This is a genomic window from Polyangium sp. 6x1 (assembly GCF_029946515.1).
Taxonomy (GTDB): domain Bacteria; phylum Myxococcota_A; class Polyangia; order Polyangiales; family Polyangiaceae; genus Polyangium.
This window is the reverse complement of the sequence record NZ_JARZHH010000006.1, coordinates 204,493-217,826: the sequence shown is the minus strand read 5'-3', so window position 1 is coordinate 217,826 and position 13,334 is coordinate 204,493. Positions and strand designations below refer to the sequence as shown.

The window sequence follows — 13,334 nt, the reverse complement described above, 5'->3', positions numbered from 1 at the left end:
TGCCCGCGTACGTCAGATCCCCCAGTCGGGCGTCTTCTTGTTCGTCGTACCCGTTTTCTTGTTCGTCGTCCCGCCCTTGTTGACCGGGGGCCGCGTGGTCGACGATGGCGCTGCGCTGGCCGTCGGAGCGGCGTTCGTGGTCCCCGCGGCAGGCTCGTTCGTGGGGGGCGTGGAAGGCGAGGGGGCCGCCGACGCCGTCGTCGGCGCGGCGACCGTCTCCTTCGGCGGAGGCGCGGCAGGGGACGCGGAGGGCGGCGACGCCGAAGGGTTTGTCGCGTCCGTCGTCCCGGCCGGTCCGCTCGTGGAGGCGAGGAGTACGATCACCGTCACGGCGCTGATCACCGCGGCCGCGACGGCGCCCGCGATCACGGCGGGGCGCATCTTCTTCGGCGCGGGCTGGGCCGGCGCGACGGCCGAGACGAGGCCGCGGTGGGTCATCGTCGTCGGATCGGGCGTGCTCGTCTTGGCGAACGCCGACGGCTCGGGGCCGGGGGCCGACACGCGGGCCTGCGGCATGACGATGTTCGGCAGCGAGGGGTGCGTTTGGCTGAGCTTCCAGACGCCCGATTGATCCGGGCAGAGGATCCAGCGCAGCGACTCGGCGAGCTCCTTCGCGGTCTGGAAACGCTCGTTCGGCTCGCGCGCGCAGGCCTTGGCGAACCACGCGTCGAAGCCGTCGGGCACGCGCCCGAAGGCGGAGGGCACGGGCAAGGGGCGCGCGCAGATCTGCACGATGAGATCGCCGAGCGCCTCGCTGTCGAAGGGGCGCACGCCGACCACGCATTCGTACGCGATGACGCCGAGGGCCCAGAGGTCGGCGCGCTGATCGATCGTCTTGTTTCCGAGCGCCTGCTCGGGGCTCATGTAGCAAGGCGTGCCGACGACCGATCCGGTGCGCGTCGCGACGCCGCCCTGGCTGCCGAGCACGCCGCCGCCGATGGCCTTCGCGATGCCGAAGTCGAGGACCTTCGCGATCTCGTCCTCGTCGTTGCGGACGAGGAAGACGTTGCTCGGCTTGAGATCGCGGTGGACGATGCCGGCCTCGTGCGCCTTGCCCACGGCGCGCGCGATGTGCGTGATGATCGTGGTGGTCATCAGCGGCGGCAGCACCCGCACGCGTTCGATGCGCTGCTCGAGCGTCTCGCCCTCGAGCATCTCCATCGCGATGTACGGCAGCGGCCCGTCGTAGCCGTGGTCCTGGATCTGCACGACGTGCGGCGTGCGCAGCGCGGCCGCGGCCTTCGCCTCGCGGAAGAAGCGCTGCACGATCTCGCTGTTCTCGTTGGCGCCGCTCGATCCGAGGAGATCGACGTCGATGAGCTTGATGGCGACGGGCGCACCGAGCGTCACGTGCTCCGCGCGCCACACTTCGCCCATCGCTCCTTTTCCGAGGAGGCCGATCAGGCGATATTTCCCGGCAATCACGGCTCCGGGGCCCAAGCTACTCATGCTCGAACCAGCTTACTCCAAGATGTGCCGAGCTTGGAAGGATCGTGCGGGCGGGAAAGTACGATGGTCTCGCGCGCGCGACCGTCATCGGAGCGTCATGAGCACTCGCGTTCAAGCGCGTGACTTGAATCGATGACCTCGGGATGGGAAAGGTCTGCGATCTAGTTCACCGTCAGCCCGTTTGCTTCGCGAAATCCTTCATGAAGCGAACGAGCTCCTCGACGGACGCGAGCTCCACGGCGTTGTAGAGCGAGGCGCGAATGCCGCCCGTGACGCGATGGCCGGCCAGACCGACCATGCCTTGCTTCGCGGCTTCCGCGACGAACCGCTTCTCGAGCTCCTCGGTGGGGAGGCGGAAGACGACGTTCATCACGCTGCGGCTCTCGCGCTCGACCGGCGCGCGGTAAAACCCCGAGAGCTCGTCGAGCGCGCCGTAGAGCAGCGCCGCCTTCGCCCGGTTTTTCCGCTCGATCTCGGGCAAACCGCCCTGCTCCTTGGCGATCGCGAGGACGTTGCGCACGAGGTAAATCGCGAACGTCGGCGGCGTGTTGTAGAGCGAGTTGTTCTCGGCGTGCGTCCGGTACTGGAAGATCTTGGGGATGTCCTTGCGGCCCTGCTCGACGATGTCCTTGCGCGCGATGACGACCGTGACGCCCGAGGGCCCGATGTTCTTCTGCGCGCCGGCGTAAATGAGCGCGTACCGACGGACGTCGATCGGGCGCCAGAGGAAATCGCTCGACATGTCCCCGACGAGCGGGACGCTCCCCGTGTCCGGGACGTCGTGCCACTGCGTGCCGAAGAGCGTGTTGTTCGTGGTGATGTGCGCGTACGCCGCGCTCGGATCGAGCGAGAGCTCGTTCTGCCGCGGGATCCGCGTGAACCGCTTGCCCTCGGCCGTCGTCGCGGCCACGCGCACCGTGCCGATTCGCCCCGCCTCCTCGTACGCCTTCTCGGACCAACCGCCCGTGAGGACGTAGTCGGCGCTCTTGCCCGCGGGCAGGAGGTTCAGCGGCACCATGGCGAACTGGTGGCTCGCGCCGCCCTGGAGGAAGAGCACGTGGTAGTCGTCGGGGATCGAGAGCAGCTCGCGGAGCAGCGAGAGCGCCTCGTCGTGCACGCCCTCGAACGCCTTGCCGCGGTGGCTGTGCTCGATGATCGACATGCCCGTGCCCTCGAAATCGAGCAGCTCACGCTGGGCGCGCTCGAGCGCGGCGAGGGGGAGCGCGGCAGGTCCGGCGTTGAAGTTGTGCACGCGAGCCATCGGTCGGGTCTCCTCTGCTCGAGCCACGCGCCAGGCGGCGCGCCTCGTGGCGCGACCGTATAGCACGAGGGCGCCTCCTGGCGGAGCCGCGCGCACGGTGCTCTACTCGGACCGGCCATGAAAGACGACGCGGCAGCCAGGACGGCCCCGGGCGCGCGCGCGGAAGGCCCCCGCGAGCCGCGCCTCTTCGCCGAGTTTCCCGCCCTCGCCCGAAGTGTCCCGTGGCTGCCGCTCGCGGCCGGTCCGACGCCGGTCGAGCGCTGCACGGCGATCGCGCGCTACCTCGAGCGCGACGACGTCTGGATGAAGCGCGACGACCTCGCGTCGCCGCTCTTCGGCGGCAACAAAGTCCGGCGCTTCGAGCACATCCTGGCCGACGCGAAGGCGCGCGGCGCGCGCGAGATCCTCACCGTGGGCGGCCTCGCCTCGACGCAGGTGACCGCGACGATCCTGTTCGGCCGCGCGCTCGGCTTCGACGTGACGAGCGTGCTCTTCGACCAGCCCATCACCTCGTTCGCGCGCCGATCGCTCTTGCTGCAAGCCTCCGCCGGCGGGCGCTTGATCCACGGCGGAGGCTACGCGCGCACGGCGATCCTCACGGCGCGGGAGCTCGCGACGTCGCGCAAGGCGTACTTCGTACCGCCCGGCGCGTCGGGGCCGATGGCGAACCTCGGCTACGTCGGGGCCGCGTTCGAGCTCGCCGATCAGGTCGCGCGGGGCGAGATGCCGCGGCCGGATCTGATCGTCCTGCCCGCGGGGAGCGGCGGCACGGCGGCGGCGCTCTCGCTCGGCATGATGCTGCTCGGCTGGCCGACGACGGTCGTCGCCGCGCGGATCACCGAGCGCTTCGCCTGCAACCGCGTGACGCTGCGGCTCCTCGTCGAGGCCACGGCGCAGAAGCTCGCGCGTCACGCGGGATCACGCGTGCTCCGGCGGAACCTGCCGCCGCCGCGGTTCGAGGTCGATCACGGCGTCGCGGGGCGCGGATACGGGCACCCGACACCCGAGGCGATCGAGGCTGCGCCCGAGGTGACGCGCCTCCTCGGCGTGCCGGGCGAGATCACGTACAGCGGCAAGGCGCTCGTGGGCCTGCGCCGCGCGTGCGTGGCCCATCCGGGCAAGACGATCTTGCTCTGGAACACGCTCTCGGCGACGTGGCCCGAGCCTTCGATCGGGCCGGAGGCGTTGCCTCCGGCCTTTCATCGGTTTTTCGAAGGAGACGTCCCGATCTAGGGCTCGAGCGAGGGCGGGTAGGGGGGGCCGAAGCTCTGCTCGGCGATCTCGTCGTAGGTGAAGAGCGGCGTCTTCGCGGCCTCGTCCGAGTAGAGCGGTTTGACCACGCAGCCGCGCGCGCCGCACTGGTTCGACTCGCGGAACGCCACGTCCGCGACGAGCCAGAAGCGGTTGCCTCCGCCGAGATCCTGGCCGTCGCTCGGGGTGAACGTGATGGGCGTTTCGGGGTCGTAGTAGCCCTTCTGCCCGAGCTCGGCGCTCAGCGCGCCGTCGCAGAAGATCTTGATCTTCGGGTGCACGTCGTAGGGCTTGCTATCGCTGCTGAAGTAGTGGACGCCGATGCGGAACCACTGGTTCTTCGGCGGGAAGTCGACGTTCGTGTTCTCCGGCGCGCAGAAATCGCTGTCGTCCGGGTTCAAGACCGTCGGATCGCAGCTGATGTTGTCGAGGTCGAGCCGCGGGTTGTGGCAACCCTGGCCGTTGATCTGCCAGTCCTGGCCCACGCCGCGCGGCGCGAAGTAGCAGGTGTTCTTCTCGAACACCGGGTCGAGATACCAGGACACGGGCTCCGGCGGCATCGCGTTCGCCGGGAACCAGGACGGCGAGTTGAACGAGGGCGGCGAGAAGTCGTCGAAGACGCAGTTCGACCACGCGCAGTCCTGTGGCGCGCCCGAGACGGCCCAGGGCAGCGTGTTGTTCGGCTGGTGCAGGTGCAGATCGAGGTCGACGCCGTCGTCGCCGAGGTCGTGCTCCCACTCGAGCTCGACGCGCAGGCCCGGCGCGCCGACGAAGAGCGGATACGTGCACGACGCGGTCCCGCCGCCGGCCACGCCCTTCGTGTACGTCACGGTGTACTCGCCCGACTGGAGCGGCTTGAAGTCGTCGGAGGGGCCCGCGCCGCTCACGCCAGGGCAGGGGCTCACGCCCTCGGGGCACGTGACGCTCCACGTCTCGGTGCCCGGCAGCGCGTCGGCGCTGTAGTTGCCCGTGCCCTCCTTGAGGTTCACGTTGACGAACGGCGCCGACGTCATCGCGTGGCAGGCGTTCGTGTCGTTCAGGAAGCACAGGTCGGTGGCGTGGACGCCGCCGATGCACGACGACCAGTTGCCGTTCTCGCTGCACTTCATGGTGCCGTCGAAGCAGCCCGGCGTGCCGCGGTAGGACGGATCGCCCTTGAAGCAGGGATGCGCCTGGCCCGCGGAGCAGGGGCAGCCCTCGTCCGCCTCGCCGTCGCAGTCGTCGTCCGTGCCGAGGTGGTCGGGGTCGCAGAGCTCGGTGGGGCCGCATTGCGTGCCGCACGGGTTCATCGGGACGTCGATCGGGGCGTCCGTGCCGCCGTCGTTGTCGGGGATGAAGAACCCTCCATCGCCGCCCATCCCGCTCGACGTCGACGGCGCGCCGCCGCCGCCGCTCGCGCCCTCCCCGGAGCCCCCTTCGCCGGGTTCGAATTTGTTGCCGGACGACGTGGCCGCGCAGCCGGCGGCGACAGCCGCACCGGTGGCGAGGCCCACGAGCACATAAAAAAGCGGTTTCAAGGAGCGGCGACGGCGACGCATGTGATTCCTCCCGCCCCGACTGGGGCGTGATGGCTGAACCAAGGAAACGGACGTGCGAGGGAAGGGCGCCGCGGCCGGGATTCCGGGGCGCGACATCATGCAGTGTAACGCGCTGGCGGCGACGTCGAGGGCTATTTGGCGCGCAGGCTTTCGACGAACTTGTCGAACGCGGGCTTCGCCGCGGTGACGGTCTTCTCGGGGCCCGTGAGCTTGAAGAAGGTCAGCGCTCCATCGGTCTCCACGATCGCGCCGAGCAGCGCCCATTTCGGCTTCGGCCCGGCCGGCGCGGCGCCCGGCATGGCCATGCCGCCGGAGAACGTGCCGTGGATCTCGACGACCGTCACCGAGAGGTCGCCGACCTTGCGATCCTGCCGCGATGTCGTGTCGTCCTTGCCGCGCTCGAACTGACCCGACCAGCGCTGCACGTTCTGATCGACCGTGCCGCCGGCCTGCGAGACGCTCATCTCGGCGTCCTCGGAATCGCCCTCGGCGCGCGGGATCTTGAAGGTCGCCTTGCGCATCGGGCTCGGGTTCTCGGCCTTCTGCCAGCCCTCGGGGACGTCGTAGGCGACGTCGGTCGGGCCCTTGCGTTGCGGCGCGGCCGCGCCCGGGCTCGCGCTCCCCGCGGGGGCCGCGGGGGCGGGGTGCGCCTTGTCCGGCGCGCCGCTCGGAGGAGGCTCGGGCGTCTTCTCGCAGGCCGTGAGGGCGAAGATCGCGGCGGGCGCGAGCAGAGCAGCGAGGAGTCGATTTCGCGTTCCCATGGTGGCTAGTAGCCCTCCGTCTTGCAGATGATCTCGTTCATGATCTCGCGCGTGCCGCCGCCGATCGGGTAGAGCCGCGCGTCGCGGTAGAGACGCTCGACGAGCGTCTCGCGCATGTAGCCGTGGCCGCCGAAGATCTGCACGGCCTCGTCGCAGACGAACGAGCAAGCGTCCGTCGCGGTGTTCTTCGCCATCGCGGCGAGGCCCGTGACCATGTCGCCGCGCAGGTAGCGCGCGACGACGTCGTTCATGAGCGCGCGCGCCGCCGCGATCCGCGTCGCCATGTCCGCGAGCTTGTGGCGCAGCACCTGGAAGCCCATGATGGGCTTGCCGAAGGCGCGGCGCTCGCGCGCGTAGCGCACGGCCTCGTCGTAGGCGAGCGAGGCGATCGCCACGCAGTTGCCGGCGAGCAGAAGGCGCTCGACGGCGAAGTTCGTCATGATCGGGATGAACCCGGCGTTCTCCTCGCCGATGAGGTTTTCCCGCGGGACGCGGCAGCCGTCGAAGACGAGCTCGGCCGTGTCGGAGGCCCACCAGCCCATCTTCGCGAGCTTCTTGCCCACGGAGAAACCCGGCGTCCCGCGCTCGATCACGAGCAGCGAGATCCCGCCGTGCCCTTCGCCGCCCGTGCGCACGGCGGTCGTCACGAAGTCCGCGCGACACCCCGAGGTGATGAACGTCTTTTCGCCCGTGACGACGTAGTGATCGCCGTCCTTGATCGCGCGCGTCGCGAGCGAGGCGACGTCGCTGCCACCGCCGGGCTCGGTGATCGCGAGCGCCGCGATCTTCTCGCCCGCGAGCACGGGCGGAAGAAACCGCTTCTTTTGCTCCTCGGTGCCGAAGTTCAAAATCGGCGGCAGCGCGATCGCGTGGCTGCCCAGGCCGACGGCCGTGCCCACGGACGTGCCGGCGGTGATCAGCTCCTCGGTCGCGGCGATCATGTGCGAGAGATCCCCGCCGGATCCGCCGTACGCCTCGGGGTACCCGACGCCGAGCATGCCGGCGCGGGCGGCCTTCTCGTAGAGCTCGCGCGGGAACTCGTTCGCCTCCTCCCAGGTGTGGGCGAAAGGCGCGATGTCGCGGCGCGCGAAGCGACGAATCTCGTCACGCAGCCGGGCGTGCTCGGGGGTCTCGTGGAGCGAGGGCAGGGATGTCACGGGATACCGTCCGTTCCGGGCGAGCCGCTCGAGACGAGCGAGCTCATGCCTTGGGCGTGCGGAATGTCGCGGGGCGGAGGGGGTTCGAGGCAGGGTTTTTCAGGCTCCGGACCGGAGCCTCGTCAACCGCCTCAACCACCTCCACCAGGCGCGGCGGCAGGCGCGGCGCCGGGCTGCCCGGCAGGAGCCGCGGGAGCAGGCGGGGGCGCGGGAGCCGCCGCAGGCTCAGCCTTGATGGTGATCTCGTCGGGACGCGTCAGGGACGAACACGCCGTCGCCGAGAGCGAAAGGATCACGACCCCGAGGGCCGTGATGAAGCGTCGGGTGAGCACGGGGGGACGTTACCACCCGACGGGGGCCGGGATCCATCCTCCTTCGGTCCCCTGCCGCGACGCACCCCGCTCGTGCTACCAAGGAGAGCGCATGGAGCCCGCATTTCGCCGCGCCTACAACGCCGCCTTCGGACCCGACACCTACGCGGACTACCTCACGCGCCTCGAGCGCCGGGTAGGCTCGAAAATCCCGTTCCGCGTGGCCGAGACGCCGCTCTTCTTGCCCGAGGGGCTTCGCACCTACCTCGCGAAATCCGCCACCGAGATCGTGCAGCAGATCTCGCGGCCGAGCGTGATCGAGACGATGAAGCGCGCGATCCCCGCGCGCCTCGACGCGCCGGGGATGGACCCCTTGCCGAACTGCGTGCAGGTCGACTTCGCGATCGTGCGCGGGCCGAGCGGAGAGCTCGAAGGCCGCGTGGTCGAGCTGCAAGCGTTCCCCTCGCTCTACGCGCTCATGGTGCTGCAGAGCGACGTCATGGCCGAGATGCTGCGCGCGATGCCTGGGCTCGATCGGAAATGGTCGATCTTCTTCGGCGGCCTCGATCGCGAAGGGTTCGTCGCGCGGCTGCGCAAGGCCGTGCTCGGCGGCGAGGATCCGGCGAACGTCGTGCTGCTCGACATCGATCCGCCGAACCAGAAGACGTACCCGGACTTCCTCGCGACGAAGGAGCTCGTCGGCGTCGACGCGGTCTGCCCGACGACGCTCGTGCGCGAGGGGCGAAAGCTCTTCCGCAAGGTGAACGGCAAGCTCGTGCAGGTGCGGCGCATCTACAACCGCGTGGTCTTCGACGAGCTCGAGGCGCGCAAGATGGAGCTGCCGTTCCGCTACACCGACGACCTCGACATCACGTGGTGCTCGCACCCGAACTGGTACTGGACGTGGTCGAAGTACACGCTGCCGTACATCGATCACCCGGCCGTGCCGCGCGCCCGCTACCTCTCGGAGCTCCAGGAGATCCCGCAGGATCTCGAGCGCTACGTGCTGAAGCCGCTCTTCTCGTTCGCGGGCGCGGGCGTGAAGGTGGATCCGACGAAGGAAGACATCGCGGCGATCCCGGAGTCGGATCGGCACGGCTGGCTCTTGCAGGAAAAGATTTCCTACGAGCCCGCGCTCCCGATGCCCGACGGATCGGGCGTGAAGGGCGAGGTGCGCATGATGTTCCTGCGCGCCCCCGACGAGCCCGCGCCCGAGCTCGTGCTGAACCTCGTGCGGCTCTCGCGCGGCAAGATGCTCGGCGTGGATCAGAACAAGGATCTCACGTGGGTCGGCGGCACGGTCGGGCTCTGGCCCGTCGACTGATCCAACTCAGAACGGCCAGACGAGCCGATACGGCAGCGCCAGCCGCCACGCGCCGAGGATGAGCGCCGTCGTGGCTCCGAGCAGCCCCACCTGGAGCCACGGCCGCGGCGAAGGCCGCGTCTTGCGCAGGACGAGCGCCGCGCCGAGGCCCACGACCACGCCCGCGACGAACCCGAAGAAATGCGCGCCGAGATCGGACTCGGGGCTCGCGCCGAGCGCTCCGAGCAGCGCGAGCCCGCCGACGATCGGCGCGGCGATCTCCTGCATCGTCCGCTTTCGCCCCGCCGCGTGATGCCGATCGAGCCCGAGCTGCGTGGCCGCGAGCAACCCGATCGCCCCGAAGACCGCCGTCGACGCGCCGATCGAGCGATGCACGTCATGGCCCATCGTGTGATACGCGACCGCGTTCGCCACGTTGCCCAGCGTGCCCGCCGCGAGGATCGCGAGCGCAGCGCCGCCCGGGCCGAGCCTGCGTTGCACCGCCGACGCGAAGATCGAGCCCGAAATGACGTTGCCAATCACGTGCGACGAGTCCGCGTGCAGCGTGAGCGCCGTCAGCGCGCGCCAAGGCTCGGCGCTGAGGATGAGGTTGCTCTCGGCGCGGCCGCGCTGGAACCAGAACGAGTTGTGCGCGACGGGCCCCGTGACCAGGAAAAACAAGGCGAGCGCGGCGAAGAGGAGCGGCGCGACGATCGAGGGCGCGTGCCGCGGCCGCTCGCGGACCTTCTGCGGCGGCCAGTCCCGATTCTCGGTCTCGTACCGATCGATCGAGCTCGACGCTTGTTCGTAGTCCTCGTCCCGCACGACGAGGACCCAGCCCCGGTACGTCCAGCGCATCATGTGCCAGACCGACATCGACTGCAGGACGAGCGACCAATCCCGCGCCTTGCGCTCGTGCACCGGGCCGATGACCGTGAGGCCCGGGAGCGGGTCGACCGGCACGAGCCCGCCCGGCGCCTCCGAGGACGCGGCCCCCGTGACCCCCACGAACGGCGAGGACAGGGAAGGGAGGGACGTGATCTGCGCTGGAGCAGCTCGCTCGCCTGAATGGTCGTCGTTGTCGTTCACGGTTCGGGGAACGTGCGGACGAGCATGAGAGCTGTCAACACGGCCCGGCTTTCCGTCACCTCCGAAAGTCCCCTTGTGGACGGCGCGGGCGCGTGGCACGGCAGGAACGTGTCCACCGCCATCACGAACGGAATCCGCGTCCACGTGACAACCGTGTACGTGCCGGCGCAATCCATGCCGAGCGCGAGGCGTTACGTGTTCGCTTACACGATACGCATCTCGAACGAGGGCAGCGAGACCGCGCAGCTACGCACCCGGCACTGGGTCATCACCGACGGCAACGGGAAGATCGAAGAAGTGCGAGGCCCTGGCGTCGTCGGCAAGCAGCCGACCCTCCGGCCCGGCGAGCACTTCGAGTACACGAGCGGCTGCGTGCTCGAAACGCCGCGCGGCACGATGCACGGCACCTACCAGATGTACCCCGAGCGCGGCGGGCCCGCGTTCGACGCCGAGATCGCGCCTTTCACGCTTGCGATGCCCTACTCGCTGAACTGAAACGAAAACGGGGGCTCCTCCCGTGGGAAGAGCCCCCGCTCGTTCGCCTGCGCGCGCCGTCGCGTCAGGCCTGGGCCGGCGCCTCGGTCTCCTTCGGCGTTTCGGCCTTCTTCTCCTCGGCCGGCGGCTCGTTCGGGAGGAACGAGAACGAGAGCTCACCGTCCTTCAGGTCGACCACGGCCTTTCCGCCGTGCTCGAGCTCGCCGAAGAGGATCTCGTCGCCGAGGCGAGGCTTGAGCTCGCGCTCGATGACGCGACCGAGCGGGCGCGCGCCGAAGGCCGGATCGTAGCCCTTCTTCGCGAGGTAATCGCGCGCCGCGTCCGTCACCTGGATGCTCACGCCCTTGTCGCCCACGAGCGCCTCGATCTCGCGGATGAACTTGTCGACGATGCTGCCCATGACGCTCGGATCGAGCGGCTTGAACATGATGCGCGCGTCGAGCCGGTTCCTGAACTCCGGGCTGAACACGTTCTTGAAGGCGCGATCGTCGTCGCCCACGTTGCCGCGTTCGCCGAAGCCGAGGCGCGTCTGCGTGAGCTCCCGGGCGCCGACGTTGCTCGTCATGATGAGCACGACGTGCCGGAAGGAGCTCTTCTTGCCGTTGTTGTCCGTGAGCGTGCCGTGGTCCATGACCTGCAGGAGCACCTGGAAGATGTCCGGGTGCGCCTTCTCGATCTCGTCGAGCAGGAGCACGGCGTGCGGCGTCTTCGCGATCGCCTCGGTGAGCAGGCCGCCGCGATCGAAGCCGACGTAGCCGGGCGGCGCGCCGATGAGGCGCGAGACCGTGTGCCGCTCCTGGTACTCGCTCATGTCGAAGCGGAGGAACTCGATCCCCATGACCTTCGCGAGCTGCTTGGCGAGCTCGGTCTTGCCGACGCCCGTCGGGCCCGTGAAGAGGAACGAGCCGATCGGCTTCTCCGGCGAGCGCAGGCCCGCGCGGGAGAGCTTGATGGCGCTCGCGAGCTGCGAGACGGCCTCGGCCTGGCCGAAGACCACGCCTTCGAGCTCCTTCTGCAGATCCTTGAGCTGCGCGCGATCCGAGGTCGAGACCTGGCGCGGCGGGATCTGGGCCATCTTCGCGACGACGATCTCGATGTCGGACACGTCGACCGTGTAGTCGTCGCCGTGGGCGAGGCGCGCGGCGGCGCCGGCCTCGTCGAGCAGATCGATCGCCTTGTCGGGCAGACGCCGATCGCGGAGGTAGCGGTCGCTGAGCTTCGCGGCCGCCTCGAGCGCGGCGTCCGTGAACTTGACCTTGTGGAACTCCTCGTAGTGCTTGCGCAGGCCTTCGAGGATCTGGCGCGTCTCGTCGACCGAGGGCTCGTTGATCTCGATGCGCTGGAAGCGGCGCGCGAGGGCGCTGTCGCGCTCGAGGTGGCCGCGGTACTCCTGGAAGGTCGTCGCGCCGATGCAACGCAGGCGACCGGATGCGAGCGCGGGCTTCAAGAGGTTCGAGGCGTCCATCGTGCCGCCGCTCGCGGCGCCGGCGCCGATGATCGTGTGGATCTCGTCGATGAAGAGGATCGCGCCCGGCTGCTTTTCGAGCGCCTTGAGCACGCCCTTCAGCCGGTTCTCGAAGTCGCCGCGGTAGCGCGTGCCAGCGATGAGCGCGCCCATGTCGAGCGCGTAGATCGTCGCGCCCTTGATCGCATGCGGGACGTCGCCCTTGACGATCTTCATGGCCAGGCCCTCGGCAATCGCGGTCTTGCCGACGCCGGCGTCGCCGATGAGCAAGGGGTTGTTCTTGCGGCGGCGCGCGAGGACCTGGATCGTGCGTTCGAGCTCGATCGTCCGGCCGACCAGCGGATCGATGCGCCCGCTCTCCGCTTCCTTGTTCAGGTTCACGGTGAACGAGGCGAGCGGATCGCGGCGGCTCTCGCGGCCTTCGCCCTCGGCCTCGGCGGCGTCCGCGCCTTCGGTCGCGTCCTCGGGGCCGATCTCGTCATCCTGGCCGTCCTTCGCGATGCCGTGCGACAGGTAGTTCACCACGTCGAGCCGCTGCACGTCGGCGTCGCGGAGCATCTGCACGGCGGGCGAGTCGCGCTCGGAGAAGACCGCGACGAGGACGTTCGCGCCCTTCAGCTCTTTCTGGTTCGTATTCTGGACGTGCACGGCCGCGCGGCCGACGACGTTCTGGAAGCCGAGCGAGACGACGGGCTCGGAGTCGACGTGATCGGGCAAGGCCTCGATCTCTTCTTCGAGGAAGCGCTCCAGGCGCTTCTTCAGCTTCGATGGATCTCCGCCCGCCTTGCGGATCACGTTCGCCGTCTCCTCGTCGAACGTGAGCGCGTAGAGAAGATGCTCGACGGTCACGTACTCGTGCCGTCGGCGGATGGCCTCGTGCGTGGCCAGCTTGAAGGCGATCTCGACCTCGGGGCTGATCTTCATGGTTCTCACTCGGGTTCGGCCGAAAGCCGGAGGGGCATGCCGTGTTGCCTCGCGAAGCTTTGCACCTGGGTGACCTTCGTCTCGGCGACGTCCTTGGTGTAGACGCCCGCGACGCCGCTGCCCTTGTGGTGCACGCTGAGCATGATGTGCGTCGCTTCCGTGTCGGTCCTGTGAAAGAACTTCACGAGCACGAGAACGACGAATTCCATCGTCGTGTAGTTGTCGTTGTGGAGGAGGACCTTGTAGCGGCGGACCTTCTCGACCTTGCGCTTCTTCTGGGTCGCGAGATCGCCTTCGTGGTCCTCTCGTTCACGCGGATCGTTCGCCATA

12 protein-coding genes are annotated in these 13,334 nt (G+C 69.2%); 3 read left to right on the top strand and 9 right to left on the bottom strand.

All coding sequences use genetic code 11. The features are described from left to right. Positions 1-12 precede the first annotated feature (12 nt). Together QHF85_RS09470 and serC are read right to left on the bottom strand one after the other, a co-directional pair. Positions 13-1,449, bottom strand: a complete 1,437-nt coding sequence (locus QHF85_RS09470; RefSeq protein ID WP_281326774.1) for a serine/threonine-protein kinase — start codon at positions 1,447-1,449, stop codon at positions 13-15. 172 nt (positions 1,450-1,621) lie between these two features. Next, positions 1,622-2,710: a 3-phosphoserine/phosphohydroxythreonine transaminase gene (gene serC / locus QHF85_RS09465; RefSeq protein WP_281326773.1), complete on the bottom strand. Its 1,089-nt coding sequence runs from the start codon at positions 2,708-2,710 to the stop codon at positions 1,622-1,624. A 117-nt stretch (positions 2,711-2,827) separates the two neighbouring features. On the opposite strand from serC, the gene QHF85_RS09460 reads away from it, so the two are divergent. Continuing rightward, positions 2,828-3,943, top strand: coding sequence for a pyridoxal-phosphate dependent enzyme (locus QHF85_RS09460; RefSeq protein ID WP_281326772.1), 1,116 nt, complete (start codon positions 2,828-2,830; stop codon positions 3,941-3,943). Here the strand turns inward: QHF85_RS09460 and QHF85_RS09455 are convergent. The 4 genes from QHF85_RS09455 to QHF85_RS09440 form a co-directional block, all read right to left on the bottom strand. Continuing rightward, positions 3,940-5,499, bottom strand: coding sequence for a hypothetical protein (locus tag QHF85_RS09455; protein ID WP_281326771.1), 1,560 nt, complete (start codon positions 5,497-5,499; stop codon positions 3,940-3,942). The two genes, QHF85_RS09460 and QHF85_RS09455, sit on opposite strands and share 4 nt — an antisense overlap. Before the next feature lie 131 nt (positions 5,500-5,630). Continuing rightward, positions 5,631-6,260 (bottom strand): hypothetical protein, encoded by a 630-nt coding sequence (locus QHF85_RS09450; RefSeq protein ID WP_281326770.1) that lies wholly within the window; start codon positions 6,258-6,260, stop codon positions 5,631-5,633. A gap of 5 nt (positions 6,261-6,265) precedes the next feature. Continuing rightward, on the bottom strand, positions 6,266-7,417 hold the full coding sequence (locus tag QHF85_RS09445) for an acyl-CoA dehydrogenase family protein (protein ID WP_281326769.1): 1,152 nt from the start codon (positions 7,415-7,417) through the stop codon (positions 6,266-6,268). Positions 7,418-7,548: 131 nt separating this feature from the next. Continuing rightward, positions 7,549-7,749: a hypothetical protein gene (locus QHF85_RS09440; protein WP_281326768.1), complete on the bottom strand. Its 201-nt coding sequence runs from the start codon at positions 7,747-7,749 to the stop codon at positions 7,549-7,551. 91 nt (positions 7,750-7,840) lie between these two features. Between QHF85_RS09440 and QHF85_RS09435 the strand changes: the two genes are divergently transcribed. Beyond that, positions 7,841-9,052, top strand: a complete 1,212-nt coding sequence (locus QHF85_RS09435) for a hypothetical protein (protein WP_281326767.1) — start codon at positions 7,841-7,843, stop codon at positions 9,050-9,052. 6 nt (positions 9,053-9,058) lie between these two features. Here QHF85_RS09435 and QHF85_RS09430 read toward each other — a convergent pair whose 3' ends face one another. Then, positions 9,059-10,120, bottom strand: a complete 1,062-nt coding sequence (locus QHF85_RS09430) for a rhomboid family intramembrane serine protease (RefSeq protein ID WP_281326766.1) — start codon at positions 10,118-10,120, stop codon at positions 9,059-9,061. A gap of 108 nt (positions 10,121-10,228) precedes the next feature. Here QHF85_RS09430 and apaG point away from each other — a divergent pair, with 108 nt between their 5' ends. Continuing rightward, positions 10,229-10,615 (top strand): Co2+/Mg2+ efflux protein ApaG, encoded by a 387-nt coding sequence (gene apaG, locus QHF85_RS09425; protein WP_281326765.1) that lies wholly within the window; start codon positions 10,229-10,231, stop codon positions 10,613-10,615. A 64-nt stretch (positions 10,616-10,679) separates the two neighbouring features. On the opposite strand, the gene clpA is transcribed toward apaG, so the two are convergent. Together clpA and clpS are read right to left on the bottom strand one after the other, a co-directional pair. Beyond that, positions 10,680-13,004 (bottom strand): ATP-dependent Clp protease ATP-binding subunit ClpA, encoded by a 2,325-nt coding sequence (clpA, locus tag QHF85_RS09420; RefSeq protein ID WP_281326764.1) that lies wholly within the window; start codon positions 13,002-13,004, stop codon positions 10,680-10,682. A 5-nt stretch (positions 13,005-13,009) separates the two neighbouring features. Continuing rightward, positions 13,010-13,333 carry an ATP-dependent Clp protease adapter ClpS gene (gene clpS, locus QHF85_RS09415; protein WP_136934609.1) on the bottom strand — a complete coding sequence of 108 codons (324 nt, stop codon included), beginning with the start codon at positions 13,331-13,333 and terminating at the stop codon, positions 13,010-13,012. Between the last annotated feature and the right edge of the window lies 1 nt (position 13,334).